Annotated in this window: 14 protein-coding genes; 12 read left to right on the top strand and 2 right to left on the bottom strand. The window is 66.1% G+C overall.

The features are described from left to right. Nucleotides 1–76: 76 nt before the first annotated feature. Complete coding sequence (locus KAJ83_RS15545) at nt 77–985, bottom strand: LysR family transcriptional regulator (RefSeq protein WP_281413162.1); 909 nt, start codon at nt 983–985, stop codon at nt 77–79. Nucleotides 986–1,269: 284 nt separating this feature from the next. On the opposite strand from KAJ83_RS15545, the gene KAJ83_RS15550 reads away from it, so the two are divergent. The 11 genes from KAJ83_RS15550 to KAJ83_RS15600 all read left to right on the top strand — a co-directional run bounded on the left by KAJ83_RS15550 (nt 1,270) and on the right by KAJ83_RS15600 (nt 11,381). After that, nucleotides 1,270–2,055 carry a 5-oxoprolinase subunit PxpA gene (locus tag KAJ83_RS15550; protein ID WP_210683022.1) on the top strand — a complete coding sequence of 262 codons (786 nt, stop codon included), beginning with the start codon at nt 1,270–1,272 and terminating at the stop codon, nt 2,053–2,055. 67 nt (nt 2,056–2,122) lie between these two features. Beyond that, entirely contained in the window at nt 2,123–2,359 is a 237-nt protein-coding gene (locus KAJ83_RS15555; protein WP_210683023.1) for an acetyl-CoA carboxylase, read from the top strand. A 5-nt stretch (nt 2,360–2,364) separates the two neighbouring features. Then, nucleotides 2,365–3,732: an acetyl-CoA carboxylase biotin carboxylase subunit gene (locus KAJ83_RS15560; protein WP_210683024.1), complete on the top strand. Its 1,368-nt coding sequence runs from the start codon at nt 2,365–2,367 to the stop codon at nt 3,730–3,732. A gap of 35 nt (nt 3,733–3,767) precedes the next feature. Next, nucleotides 3,768–4,643, top strand: coding sequence for a 5-oxoprolinase subunit B family protein (locus KAJ83_RS15565; protein WP_210683025.1), 876 nt, complete (start codon nt 3,768–3,770; stop codon nt 4,641–4,643). Beyond that, nucleotides 4,633–5,604: a 5-oxoprolinase subunit C family protein gene (locus KAJ83_RS15570; RefSeq protein WP_210683026.1), complete on the top strand. Its 972-nt coding sequence runs from the start codon at nt 4,633–4,635 to the stop codon at nt 5,602–5,604. The genes KAJ83_RS15565 and KAJ83_RS15570 overlap by 11 nt, the downstream gene beginning before the upstream one ends. An 88-nt stretch (nt 5,605–5,692) precedes the next feature. Next, a complete protein-coding gene (torT, locus tag KAJ83_RS15575; RefSeq protein WP_210683027.1) occupies nt 5,693–6,757 on the top strand; it encodes a TMAO reductase system periplasmic protein TorT in 1,065 nt (354 codons plus the stop codon). A 124-nt stretch (nt 6,758–6,881) separates the two neighbouring features. Continuing rightward, nucleotides 6,882–8,393 carry a sugar ABC transporter ATP-binding protein gene (locus KAJ83_RS15580; protein ID WP_210683028.1) on the top strand — a complete coding sequence of 504 codons (1,512 nt, stop codon included), beginning with the start codon at nt 6,882–6,884 and terminating at the stop codon, nt 8,391–8,393. Beyond that, the gene (locus KAJ83_RS15585; protein WP_210683029.1) at nt 8,390–9,418 is read left to right on the top strand and encodes an ABC transporter permease; all 1,029 of its coding nucleotides are present in this window, start codon (nt 8,390–8,392) and stop codon (nt 9,416–9,418) included. Before KAJ83_RS15580 ends, KAJ83_RS15585 begins: the two co-directional genes overlap by 4 nt. Continuing rightward, a complete protein-coding gene (locus KAJ83_RS15590) occupies nt 9,415–10,182 on the top strand; it encodes an energy-coupling factor ABC transporter ATP-binding protein (protein ID WP_210683030.1) in 768 nt (255 codons plus the stop codon). Before KAJ83_RS15585 ends, KAJ83_RS15590 begins: the two co-directional genes overlap by 4 nt. After that, nucleotides 10,179–10,790, top strand: a complete 612-nt coding sequence (locus KAJ83_RS15595) for an energy-coupling factor transporter transmembrane component T family protein (protein WP_210683031.1) — start codon at nt 10,179–10,181, stop codon at nt 10,788–10,790. The genes KAJ83_RS15590 and KAJ83_RS15595 overlap by 4 nt, the downstream gene beginning before the upstream one ends. Nucleotides 10,791–10,838: 48 nt before the next feature. Further along, complete coding sequence (locus KAJ83_RS15600; protein WP_210683032.1) at nt 10,839–11,381, top strand: biotin transporter BioY; 543 nt, start codon at nt 10,839–10,841, stop codon at nt 11,379–11,381. 62 nt (nt 11,382–11,443) lie between these two features. Here KAJ83_RS15600 and KAJ83_RS15605 read toward each other — a convergent pair whose 3' ends face one another. After that, nucleotides 11,444–12,097 (bottom strand): GntR family transcriptional regulator, encoded by a 654-nt coding sequence (locus tag KAJ83_RS15605; protein WP_210683033.1) that lies wholly within the window; start codon nt 12,095–12,097, stop codon nt 11,444–11,446. A 132-nt stretch (nt 12,098–12,229) separates the two neighbouring features. On the opposite strand from KAJ83_RS15605, the gene dctP reads away from it, so the two are divergent. Beyond that, complete coding sequence (gene dctP / locus KAJ83_RS15610) at nt 12,230–13,219, top strand: TRAP transporter substrate-binding protein DctP (protein ID WP_210683034.1); 990 nt, start codon at nt 12,230–12,232, stop codon at nt 13,217–13,219. The last annotated feature ends 10 nt before the right edge of the window (nt 13,220–13,229 follow it).

A 13,229-nucleotide genomic window follows, 5' to 3' on the forward strand; every position in this document is an offset into this window, starting at 1 on the left:
CCTCCTGTCGGCTGCGTCGATCGGCAGTGATGTTCGCGCGGGCGTCGCTGTTTCCACCGTCGCCGGCCGTCGATCCTTACTGCGGGAACAGACTCTGCGGGGTCTGGTACTGGTCGCTGAAATAGTCGCGGAAGATTCTCATTGGGGGCGTCATCTCCACGCTCTTGCGCCAGGCAAGGCCGACATTCATCGGCGGCACCGGCTCGGCCGGGATGATGGTCTCGATCCGCTTCCCTTCCAAGGACCAGGGGCGATAGACCATGTCGGACAGAATGGCCACGCCCTGGCCGTTGGCGACGATGGAGCGTACCGCCTCGACCGAACTGGTGCGCAGGCGAATGGAGGGTTGGTGCTCCGTCCGGCTCCAATAGCGCAGCGCCGTGTGCGCCGCCTCGTCCACCGTCAGCATGATATAGGGTTCGCCCGCGATCTCCTTGAAGCCGACGCTCTGCCGGTCGAGCATATGATGGTTCGTCGGAACCCACAGCCGGCGGCGCGAACTCAAGAGCGTCTCCGTCGTCAGTTCCGGATTGTTGACGTTGGAGGTCAGCACCACCGCCATGTCGAAGCGGTTGGTGACCAGCCCGTCCTCGATCATCTCCCGGCTCTGCTCGTGAAGCTGGATGCGTACATTGGGATAGCGCCGCTCCAGCCGTTCCAGATGCTGCGGCAGGAAATAGCCGAGCACCGTATAGGTCGCGGCGACCGAGAGCGTGCCCGAGACTTCCTCATCCGTGGCGCCGGGGTTCAGTGCCTCCTCGATCGTGGCCAGCAGCCGATAGGCGGTTTCCAGGAAGCGGCGGCCCGATTGGGTCAGTTCCATGCCCTGGGTGGTGCGGTCGAAGAGCCGCGTGCCGACCCGTGATTCAAGATCCTTGATCGCCGTCGTGATCGCCGATTGCGAGATCGACAATTCCATCGCCGCCCGGGACACCTGCCCGAGTTCGGCTGTGGCGACGAAGTATTTAATCTGTCGGAAATTCAACCTGACCTCGCATGCGATATCTGTTTTTCAGAATACTAGCCTTCCCGGACTCAGATAACGAAAGCGGCGAAGAGGCGGACGAATAGTATATTCGCTGATCTAACGTCTTTCAAAAGACCGATTCTCCTATCAGCGATAGTATCTGATTTTTCGATAACGGACGACGGTAAAATTCAATTTGCAATGATTTCGAAAGCCGCGCGATCCTAATCCACAAGCGGTTCGAGAGGCAGGACCCGAGGAAACGACAGGCAAGCCGCGAAAGCGGCAACGGAGGAAAGAGCGTGGCACTTCAATCCGTCGATCTGAATTGCGATCTGGGCGAGGCCTTCGGCTTCTGGCGGATCAGTGAGGCAACCGACGAGGAGCTGATGGACCTCATCAGCTCGGCGAACGTCGCCACCGGCTTTCATGCCGGGGACCCGAACCTGATGGACAAGGTGGTCAAGGGCGCGGTGGAGCGCGGGGTAGCGATCGGCGCCCATCCGGGCTTCCGCGACCTGCAGGGCTTCGGCCGGCGCGTGATACAGGCCAACCCGGACGAGTTGGTCAACGACATCGTCTATCAGGTCGGCGCGCTGCGGGAATTCGCGCGCCGGCACGGTACCAAGCTCCAGCATGTGAAACCGCACGGTGCCCTCTACATGGAGGCGGCGACCAACGCGGAGCTTTCCGAGCGGCTGGTCGACGCCCTGCTGAAATGCAGCCCGGACACGGCGCTTTTCTGCATGCATGTCTCGGAGACCTATCGCATCGCCAAGGCGGCCGGTATCGCCGTGGTGCGCGAGTTCTATGCGGACCGCGACTACAGCGACAGCGGCTCCATCGTCTTCACGCGCCGCATGCGCGCGTTGAACCCGCAGGAAGTAGCCGACAAATGCGTGCGCGCCTGCCTGGAGGGCAAGGTCCGCACGGTCGAGGGGAACGATATCGATATCCCCTTCGAGTCGATCTGTTTCCATTCCGACACCCCCGGCGCGCACGAGATCGGCAAGGCCGTCCGTGCCGGACTGGTCGAGAACGGCATCCGCATCCTGCCCGCGGGCGAGCTTCTGGCCCGCGCGGCCTGAACCGGCCGAGCCGAGCCCGGACGCGGCGGGACAATCAGATACGAAGCGAGAATATGGGAGTTTCCAGATGGCTGAAGTCAAATCACCGATCCCCGGCACCTTCTACCGGCGTCCCTCTCCGGAGGAGCCGCCCTTCAAGTCCGAGGGAGACAGCGTCGCGGTCGGCGACGTGGTCGGGCTGGTCGAGGTGATGAAGTCCTTTATCGAGGTGAAGTCGGAGGTCGCCGGCACGATCAAGAGCTTCACGGTCGAGAACGAGCAGCCGGTCACCGCCGGCGCGGTCGTCGCGGAACTGGACGACTGATCCCCATGGCGATCCGCAAGCTCTTCGTGGCCAACCGGGGCGAGATCGCCGTGCGCGTCGTCAAGGCGGCGCAGGCGCTCGGCATCCGCGCGGTGCAGGCCTATTCCGAGGCCGACGCCGACATGTTGGCGGTGCGTCTGGCGGAGGAATCTGTCTGTGTCGGTCCGCCCCAGGCGGCCAAGTCCTATCTCGACAAGGAAGGTCTCGTGCGGGCTGCCAAGGAGGCGGGCTGCGACGCCGTCCATCCGGGCTATGGCTTCCTGGCGGAGAACGCCGATTTCGCGGCGATGGTGGAGGCCGCCGGCCTCGTCTTCGTCGGCCCCTCCGCCGCCACCATCCGCAAGATGGGCGACAAGGCCGCCGCCCGCGCCGCGGCGATCGCGGCGGGGGTGCCGGTGGTGCCCGGATCCGACGGGCGCGTCGCCTCGGTCGACGCGGCCGTCGAGGCGGCCGAGACGGTCGGCTATCCGGTGATGATCAAGGCCGCCGCCGGCGGCGGCGGACGCGGCATCCGGGTGGCGGGGGACGAGGCGGAACTGCGCAAGCTCGCCCCCCAGGCCCAGCAGGAGGCGCAGGCCGCCTTCGGTGACGGCGGGCTCTATCTGGAGCGCGCGATCGTCGAGGCCCGGCATATCGAGGTTCAGATCCTCGGCGACGGAACGCGGGCGGTGCATTGCTATGAACGCGAATGCTCCCTTCAGCGCCGTCGCCAGAAGGTCTGGGAGGAGGCGCCCGCCGCCTGCCTGACGACCGACCGGCGGGAGGAACTCTGCGCCTCGGCCGTGGCGCTCGCCGAATCGGTCGGCTATCGCGGCGCCGGCACGCTCGAATATCTCTATGACGAGCGGACCGGCGAATTCTTCTTCATCGAGATGAACACCCGCATCCAGGTCGAGCATCCGGTGAGCGAGATGATCACCGGCATCGACCTGGTGGCCTGGATGATCCGGATCGCGGGTGGCGAGGCGTTGTCGATGGCGCAGACGGACATCGCCATCGATGGCCATGCCATCGAGGTTCGGATCAATGCCGAGGACCCGGCGAACGGCTTCATGCCCTTCCCCGGCGTGGTCGGCGCGCTCGACGTGCCGGAAGGGCCGGGTCTGCGGTTCGATGGGATGATCTACGAGGGCTATCAGATTCCGCCCTTCTACGATTCGCTGCTCGGCAAGCTGATCGTGCATGCCGGGGACCGCGCGGCGGCGATCGAGGCGATGGCGGCCGCGCTCGACCGTTTCTCGGTCGAGGGGCTGAAGACCACCATTCCGCTGCACAAGGCGCTGGCGCGTGACGAGGCGGTCCGCGCGGGCGCCTTCCACACCCAGTTCCTCGAGCCCTGGCTCGAGGCCCATCCACTGACGGCCCAACAGTAACGGGCGGCGACGTCACGCCCACGAGGAGGGACGGTATGCAATCACGTTATTCATTCGGAGGGGACGAGCACATCTTCGTCGAGACCGACGAGGAGATGTCGCTCGACGCCTTCTTCAAGGCGCTATCGGTCTGCAACGCGATCCGCGAGGCCGCGATCGACGGCGTCACGGAGGTCTGCCCGGCCAATGCGGGCTTCCAGGTCAAATACGATCCGGATGTCATAAAGCCCGACGACATGATGGCGCGGATCAAGGAATTCGATGCCGACGCGGACGATGCCGAGAAGCGCATCGATACCCGTATCATCGAGTTCCCGGTCTATTACCAGGATCCCTGGACGCATGAGACGCTGATGCGCTTCCGCGACCGGCATCAGGACCCGGGCGGCACCGACCTCGACTATGCCGCGCGGATCAACGGCTATGACAGCGCGGAGGCCTTCATCCAGGCGCATCACGAGGCGCCTTGGTTCGTCTCCATGGTCGGCTTCGTCTCGGGCCTGCCCTTCCTCTACCAACTCGTGGAGCGCGAGCGGCAGCTGCAGGTGCCGAAATATGTCCGCCCGCGCACCGACACGCCGAAGCAGACGGTCGGCTATGGCGGGTGCTTCTCCTGCGTCTATTCGGTGCGCGGCGCCGGCGGGTACCAGATGTTCGGCATCACGCCGATGACCATCTTCGATCCGAAGCAGGAAACCAATTATCTGCGCGATTTCATGGTGTTCCACAAACCCGGCGACATCGTGAAATTCACCCCGATCGACCGCGAGGAATATGACCACATCCTCGGCGAGGTCGAGGCCAACCGCTACGAGCCGAAGATCCGCCCGGTCGAATTCGATCTGGCCGCGTTCAACGCGGACATGAAGGGCGTGAACGCCAAGCTGATGGGGGCCCTCAATGACGGTTAAGGTACTCAATCCCGGACTTTTCACCACGATCCAGGATCTCGGCCGGCCCGGCTATTTCCATCTGGGCATCCCGATCGGCGGCGGCATGGACCGCCTGTCGCTCCGCGCCGCGAACTTGTTGGTGGGCAATCCGGAGGACGCGGCCGTGCTGGAGACCGTGTTCATGGGCCCGCAGCTCGAATTCGAGCAGGATGCGACCGTCGCGGTGACCGGCGCCGACCTGCCGCCGCGCGTCGACGGCGAGGCGAAGGAAAGCTGGACCGCCTTCAAGGTGAAGGCCGGCCAGACGCTGACCTTCGATTATCTGAAGGAAGGCGCGCGCGCCTATATCGCGATCTCCGGCGGGATCGACACGCCGCTCTATCTCGGCAGCCGCTCGACCTATCCGATCGGCGCGCTGGGCGGTATCGACGGCCGGCCCGTCGCCATCGGCGATCAGATTCCGATCGGCGAGGGCGCGGGCGCGAAGGAGGGGCGCAGCATCCCCGACGCCTTGCGTCGCCTGCCGGGCAACCCGGCGGAGCTGCGTGTGCTGCCCGGGCTCTATTGGCGCCTGATCACCGAGGAGGCGGGCCGCAACTTCTTCGAGGATACCTGGGCCGTCGCCCCGGAGGCCGACCGCATGGGCGTGCGCTTCCGCGGCGGCCGGGAGATGACCTTCAAGGAGCGCGAGCAACCCTTCGGCGCCGGGTCCGACCCGTCGAACATCGTCGACGGCTGCTACAGCTACGGCTCGATCCAGGTGCCGGGCGGCAAGGAGCCGATCGTGCTCCACCGCGACGCCGTCTCCGGCGGGGGATACTTCACCCTCGGCGCGGTGATCTCGGCGGACATGGACCTGATCGGTCAGTTGCAGCCGCACACGCCGACCCGCTTCGTCGCCGTGGACATGGAACAGGCGCTCGCCGCGCGGGCCGAACGGGCGGCGCTGCGCGGGCGCATCCGGGAGGCACTGCAATAGCCCGCCTCCCCCACTCGATAAGGAAGGCCGCGATCAAGCGGTCCATTCCACCCCTTCCGATCAATCCAATGAACAGGGAGTCGATAAGATGAAGCGTTTTGCCCTAACACTTGCCGCCGGCGCGGTGCTGGCCATGCCGGCGATGGCCGACGATACCTGGTACCCCTACGAGGCCGAGGAGGTCGTCCCGGCCTTCGCCGCCGACGGGGAGGTGACGCCGATCACCTATACCCCGCTGGACAAGGCCTCCGAGGCCTGGAACATCTGCGTTTCCTTCCCGCATATGAAGGATGCCTATTGGCTGGGCGTCGATTACGGCGTGGTCGAGGAGGCCAAGCGTCTCGGCGTCAAGATGAACCTGGTCGAGGCCGGCGGCTATACCGAGCTCACCAATCAGATCAACCAGATCGAGGATTGCGTGGCCAACGGGGCCGACGCGGTGATCATCGGCGCGATCTCCTATGACGGCCTCAACAATCTGGTCGGCGAGGTCCGTTCCAAGGACGTCCCCGTGATCGATGTCATCAACGGCATGTCCTCTCCGGAGCTTTCGGCGAAGTCGCTGGTTTCCTTCCGCACGATGGGCGCGAAGACCGGCGAATATCTGGCCGAGATGCACCCGGCCGGCAGCGATCCGGTGCAGGTCGGCTGGTTCCCCGGACCGGCCGGCGCCGGGTGGGTCGAGGCCGCCCATGCCGGATTCATGGAGGCCGTCGAGGGCTCGGCGGTCGAGGTGCTGGAGCCGCGTTACGGCGATACCGGCAAGGAGGCGCAGCTTCGACTCGTCGAGGATGTGCTGCAGGCCAATCCGGACGTGCGCTATATCGCCGGCACGGCGGTGACGGCGGAGGCCTCGGTCGGCCTGATCCGCGAGCGTGGGCTCGTCGGCGATGTCGGGCTGCTGTCCTTCTACATGACGCCGGGCGTCTATGAGGGGATCGAGCGCGGCTTCATCCAGGCGGCGCCCGCGGACTCCATGGTCATCCAGGGCCGTATCGCCGTCGATCAGGCGGTCCGCATCCTGGAGGGCAAGGAGTATGTGAAGCATGTCGGGCCGAAGATCTTCGTCGTCGATCAGGACAATATCGGCGCGGTCAATCGCAGCGACATCCTGCCGCCGGAAGGCTATAGCCCGGTCTTCTCGGTCGAGTAATCCCGTACCCCTGTAATCCTGGGTCGGCCGTTCCCCCGCATCGGGGCCTCGCCTTCGGGCGGCGGAACGGCCGACCGCCCTTTTTCCTTTCGTTCATTTCTCCCACCCAAAGGTGGAGGCACCGATGTCCCGATCGTCCCATGCGACGTTGATCGAAGCGCGGTCGCTGACCAAGCGTTATCCCGGCGTCATCGCCCTGAACGCGGTCGATTTCGACCTGAGGGCGGGCGAGGTGCATGTGCTCTTCGGCGAGAACGGGGCCGGTAAGTCCACCCTGATCTCGATGATCGCGGGCGCGAGCGCGCCGAGCGAGGGGAGCCTCGCCGTGCGTGGGGAGCCCGTCACCTTCAACGGTGTCGCCGACGCCCGCGCGCACGGTATCTCGGCGGTCTTCCAGGAATTCTCGCTGATACCCACCATGACAGTGGCGGAGAACATCTTCCTCGGCGACGAACCCCGGCGCGGTCCCTTCACCGATCATCGCGCCATGGTGGCCCGGGCGCGCGAGCTGTTCGCCAGCCTGGAGTTCCAAATCGATCCGATGCGCCTCGTCTCGCGCCTCAGCCGGGCGGAGCAGCAGATGGTCGAGATCGCCAAGGCGGTGCACAGCGATCTGTCGGTCCTGATCCTGGACGAGCCGACGGCCTCGCTGACCGACCGGGAGGTGGATCACCTCTTCCAGGTGGTCGAGCGGATGACGGCGCGCGGCGTCGGCGTGATCTATATCTCCCACCGCATCCAGGAATTCAGCCGCATCGCCGACCGCATCACCGTGCTGCGCGACGGCGCGCGGATCGGCACCGTCACGATGGACGCGACCAGCGAGGAAGAGCTGATCGAGATGATGGTCGGCCGCGCGATCGACGAGATCTATCCGACGATCGCGCGCGATCCGGGGCCGCCGGTCCTGTCCGTTTCGGGCCTTCATGCCTCCGGCGTGCATGGGGTCGATTTCGACGTGCGCCCGGGCGAGGTGCTGGGCGTCGCGGGCCTTGTCGGCTCCGGCAAGTCGCGCTGCTTCCGCGCGCTGATGGGGCTGGAGGCGGTGAAGGCGGGGCGCGTTCGCTTGCGCGACGCGGACGTGACCGGCGCGCCGACCCGCCGGATGATGGAGGCGGGTGTCTATTATCTGACGCCCGACCGGAAGAACGAGGGGCTGCAACTCGTCTTCACCGCGCGCGACAATCTGGTTCAGGGCATCCTGCCCGGCATCGAATCCCGGGGCGGACAACTGCCCTGGTCGCGGATTCGGGAGACGGCGGACAAGGTCGCCGAACGGGTCGATCTGCCGGAGAGCTATCGCGGGCGGCTGGCCGCCCAGCTTTCCGGCGGAAACCAGCAGAAGACGCTGTTCGGCCGTGGTCTCGGCCGGGATTATGACGTCTATATCTTCGACGAGCCGACGGTCGGCGTCGACATGGGCGCGCGCGCCTCAATCTACAAACTTATCAAGTCGCTGGCCGAATCCGGCAAGGCCGTCATCGTTATCTCCTCCGACCTGCCGGAGGTCATGAATATCGCGCACCGTCTGTTGGTCTTCGCGCGCGGCCGGATCACGGCCGAACTGCCGCGCGAGGATATCTCCGAGTCGACGGTTCTCGCCCACTTCTTCGAGGAACAGGAGGAACTCGCATGAGCGAGCAGGCCCATTCCGACGCGGCGCCCGTCCGGGCCCGTCCGGTCGATCTGGCGAAAGGCGTCTTCATCCGTCTCGGTGTCCTGCCGTTCTTCCTGGCGGGGGCGCTGATCATCTTCACGGCCCTGTCCGACCGGTTCCTGACGCTGGACAATCTGGTCAATGTCTTTCGGCAATCGGTCTATCTGATTTTGGTATCGATGGGGCAGATGCTGGCCCTCATTACCGGCGGCTTCGACCTGTCGGTCGGCGCGGTGGTGGCGCTCACCTCGGTCACGGCGGCGCTGGCGATGGTGGCGCTGGCCGCCGCCTTCCCGGAGGCGGTCTGGCTCGTGATCGCGCTCGGCGCGCTGGCCGGGTTCGTCGCGGCGGCGCTGGTCGGCATCGTCAACGGCGTCGGCGTCGCGTTCTTCGGCGTCTCGCCCTTCATCATGACGCTGGGCGTCAGTTCGGTCGCGGCGGGTATCTCGCTCTTCCTGACGGGCGGTGTTCCGGTCTCGGGCATCCCCTATGAATTCGGCAATATCTTCGGTTTCGGCCGGTTATGGGGCATGCCGGTGCCGGTGCTGGTCGCGCTGGTCGCGATTCTGGCGATGTGGGTCTTCATGACCCGGATGCGCACGGGCGCGCATATCTACGCCGTCGGCGGCAATATCAAGGCGGCCGCGCTCTCCGGCATCGACACGCGCCGGACCCTGATCATCGCCTATGGCACCTGCGCGCTGATCGCCTCGCTGACCGGCTTGCTGCTGACGGCGCGGGTCGAATCGGGCGAGGCTAATCTGGGTGGGACCATCGCGCTCGAATCGATCGCGGCCTGCGTCATCGCCGGCGTCAGTCTGCGCGGCGGGATCGGCCGGGTGGAGAATGTCGTGCTCGGCGCCTTCTTCATCGTATTGGCCCAGAACGGCATGAATTTGTCCCAGGTCAGTTCCTACATGCAGATGGTTCTGCTCGGTGGGCTCTTGATCCTTGCCGTCGTCTTCGATCAAGTGCGGTATCGGATGATGATGGGACGTACATGATGCAATCGAACGCCGTTCGCCTGGAGGGGGTCACCGTATCGCGCGGGGGCCGGCCGGTCCTGCATGACCTGACCCTCACGCTCGGCGAACGGCGGATCGGGATCGTCGGGCGCAACGGCTCCGGCAAGACGACGTTGGCCCGAACGATCAAGGGGCTGTTGAAGCCGGATTCCGGCACGGTACGCGTCGCCGGTCACGACCCGGCCGCCCGCACGCGCGAGGCGACGGCGGCGGTCGGGTTCCTGTTCCAGAATTCGGACCATCAGATTCTCTGCCCCAATGTGATCGAGGAGATCGCCTTCGGCCCGATCGAGGCCGGCCAGCCCCGGGCGGAGGCCCGCGAGGCCGCGCGCGTGATCATGGCCGCGCATGGGATAGAGGATTGGGCCGACCGTCCGGTGGCCGCGCTTTCGGAGGGACAGCGGCGGCTCGTCTGCCTGCTGGCCGTCCTCGTTCTGCGTCCGGTGGTGCTGATCCTGGACGAGCCCTTCAACGGCCTCGACATCCCGACGCGTCACGGGCTCTCGCGCTTCCTGGCCGATTTGCCGCTGCAACTGATCACCATAAGCCACGAGATCGAGACGCTGGAGGCCGCCGACCGGCTGATCTGGGTCGAGGAGGGGCGCATCCATGCGGACGGTCCGCCGGCCGAGGTCGCGCCGCGCTTCTTGAAGGCCATGGACCGGGCGGCGGATATCCGCACCGGCGCGGTCGCGGATCGCGTGGCGGCGGTGGAGGGGGCGGCGGTGGAAGGGGCGGCATGATCGGTCTTTCCGCGGCGGATGCGAAGCGCCCGGTCGCGCGTGCGATGCGGGCGGTTCCGGCGGGGGTGAAGCTGCTGGCCCTGGCGGCGGTTAGCGCCGGGCTGTTCTTCGTGGAAAGGTTGGACCTTCTGGGGGGCGCGCTCGCGATCGGCTTGGCGCTCGCCTGGGGTACGGGCGGCGGGGCGTTGTTGCGGGCGCTGCGGCCGATCGCCTTCATGTTGGTCTTCGCCTTCGGGGCGCATGCGCTGCTTGGGGATTGGCGCCTGGGGCTGGCGGTATGCCTTCGGATCGGTGCCCTGGTCCTGCTGGCCAGCGCGGTGAGCGCCTCGACCGAGGTCTCCGAGATGCTGGCGGTGCTCGACCGGGTTCTAAGCCCGCTGCGCTGGGTCGGTATCCCGACGCGGCCGGTCGGTGTCGCCTGCATGCTGACGCTGCGTTTCGCGCCGATGCTGGGGGAGCGCTGGCGCGGGCTCGACGCGGCATGGCGGGCGCGCTCGCCACGCCGGGCGGGCTGGCGGCTGGTGGTGCCGTTCGTCGTCTCGGCCCTGGACGATGCCGACGGCACGGCGGACGCGTTGGCCGCACGTGGGGCCTTCACGCGCAAATGATTTAAATGATATATATCTTTTGACAGTCAGATAAACGGGAGAGACGTCATGGAAAAGACAGTCGCGCGGGTCGCCCTGTTCGCGGCGCTGATCGCCGCGCTGGGCTTGGTGCCGCAACTCGTGCTGCCCTTCGCCGGTGGCGTGCCGATCACGGCGCAGACATTGGGCGTCATGCTGGCGGGGCTGATGCTGGGGCCGTGGCGGGGCGCGCTCGCCGTTCTCGTCTTCATGGCGGTGGTCGCGATGGGGGCGCCGCTGCTGGCGGGCGGTCGCGGCGGGCTCGGCGTTTTCGCGGGGCCGACCGTCGGGTTTTTCGTCGGCTGGCCCTTCGCGGCGATCGCGATCGGCCTGATCTATCGCGCTATGCGGGCCCGCGCGCCGATCGTCGGCGGGATCGTGGCCAGCGTGCTCGGCGGAATCGGGGTGCTCTATTTCTTCGGGATCGTCGGTCTCTCCCTGGTGACCGGCATGGATTTGATCGCCGCGACAGTCGCGGCCCTGACCTTTGTTCCGGGCGATATCCTGAAGGCCGTGATCGCCGCCTTCATCGCCCGCGAGGTGCGGCGCGCGCGACCCGATCTGGTCGATTAGCGCCGGGGGTGAGGGCCTTGGGCCGAAGCGCCCTCGGCCGAAGCGCCCTGGGCCCCCACGCCTCAAGCGACGGGGCCGAGGCTCGCCAGCAGGTCGTTGAACTTCTCCCCCTGGACCGCGACATGCGCGCGTAACGCGCGTTCCGCCCGGGTGGCGTCGCCGGCGCGGATCGCGTCCAGGATCTCGCGATGCTCCGCCATCGACTGGGGCATGCGCCCGCGCACGCGCAACTGCATGCGGCGATAGGGCTGCAGGCGCTTTTGGAGCCTCAGCGCCTCCTTCGCCAGGAAGCCGTTGCCGCTGGCGGCATAGAGCAATTGGTGGAAGCGTTCGTTGCGGCGGTAATATTCGTCGCTGTCGCCCTGGGCGAGCGCATCCTCGCAGCGCGCGGCCGCGCCGTCGATCTCCGCCAGCGCGGTTTCCGAAACGCGGCGCGCCGCCAGCCGCCCGCACATTCCCTCCAACTCGGCCATCACCTCGAACATCTCGACCATCTCCTGGATGCCGGGATTGCGCACGAAGGCGCCCCTGTTCGGGATGAGTTCCACCAGCCCCGAGGCGGAGAGGGCCTGAAGCGCCTCGCGCAGCGGCGTGCGCGAGACATCGAAGCGCGTGGCGAGCCGCACCTCGTCCAAATGCGCGCCGTCGGCCAACTCCCCCGTCAGGATGAGCTGCTCCAATCCCTCACGCACGATATCCGCCGCCCGTCTGCCCATACCGTCCAATACTCCCCTCGATGGCCGACATCAAATTGTATACAAATTTATTGACAGTGAATGCAAAAAATATGATGACGGATACAACGAGGTCCGTGAATGAAAGGGCCCGCTCATCCTAGGGAGGTTACTATGTCGTTTCGTCTGCCGGCCGCGCTCGCGGCCCTCACCCTCGCCGCGGGGCTCAGCAGCGCCGCCTCGGCGACCGAATTGCGTCTTTCGCATCAATGGTCCACCAGCGACGTGCGCCACAAGGTGGCGCAGATGGTCGCCGACGAGGTCGAGGCCGCCGGCGTCGACCTGTCGATCAAGATATTTCCCTCGAAGTCCTTGCTGAAGCCGCGCGAGCAGTATCGCCCGCTGTCGCGCGGGCAGGTCGACATGGTCGTCCTGCCGCTGTCCTATGCCGGCGGGGAGCGGCCGGAATATAACCTGACCCTGATGCCGGGTCTGGTGAAGAACCATGATCACGCGGCCCGCCTGAACGACTCCGAATTCATGGGCGAGATCGAGAAGATCCTGGCCGAGGACGATGTCATGGTGCTCGTCCACGGCTATCTGGCCGGCGGTTTCGCGGGCAAGGACAAGTGCATCACGGCGCCGGAGCATGTCGAGGGGCTGCAGACCCGTGCCGCCGGCAAGGCGTTCGAGCAGATGCTGGCGGAAGCCGGGGCCTCCATCGCCTCCATGGCATCGTCGGAGATCTATAACGCCATGCAGACCGGCGTCCTGCAGGCGGCGAACACCTCCTCCTCCTCCTTCGTTTCCTATCGCATCTACGAGCAGGTGGCCTGCTACACCCCGGCGGGCGATGTCGCGCTGTGGTTCATGTATCAGCCCCTGCTGGTCAACAAGTCGGTCTTCGAGGGGCTGACAGAGGAACAACAGGCCGCGTTGCGCGCCGGCGCGGAGAAGGCGCAGGCCTTCTATCTGGAGGAAGCGAAGAAGGCCGACGCGGCCTCCGAGAAGGTCTTCCGGGATGCGGGCGTGGAGATCGCGCGCATGTCGGAAGAGGAGTTCCAGGCCTGGCGGGAGATCGCCAAGAAGTCCTCCTATAAGAACTTCGTCGACAACGTCGAAGGTGGTCAGCGCCTACTCGACCTCGCCTTGTCGGTCGAATAGGCGGGCCGAA

The organism is Marivibrio halodurans, from assembly GCF_017963645.1.
GTDB classification, from domain to species: domain Bacteria; phylum Pseudomonadota; class Alphaproteobacteria; order UBA8366; family Aestuariispiraceae; genus Marivibrio; species Marivibrio halodurans.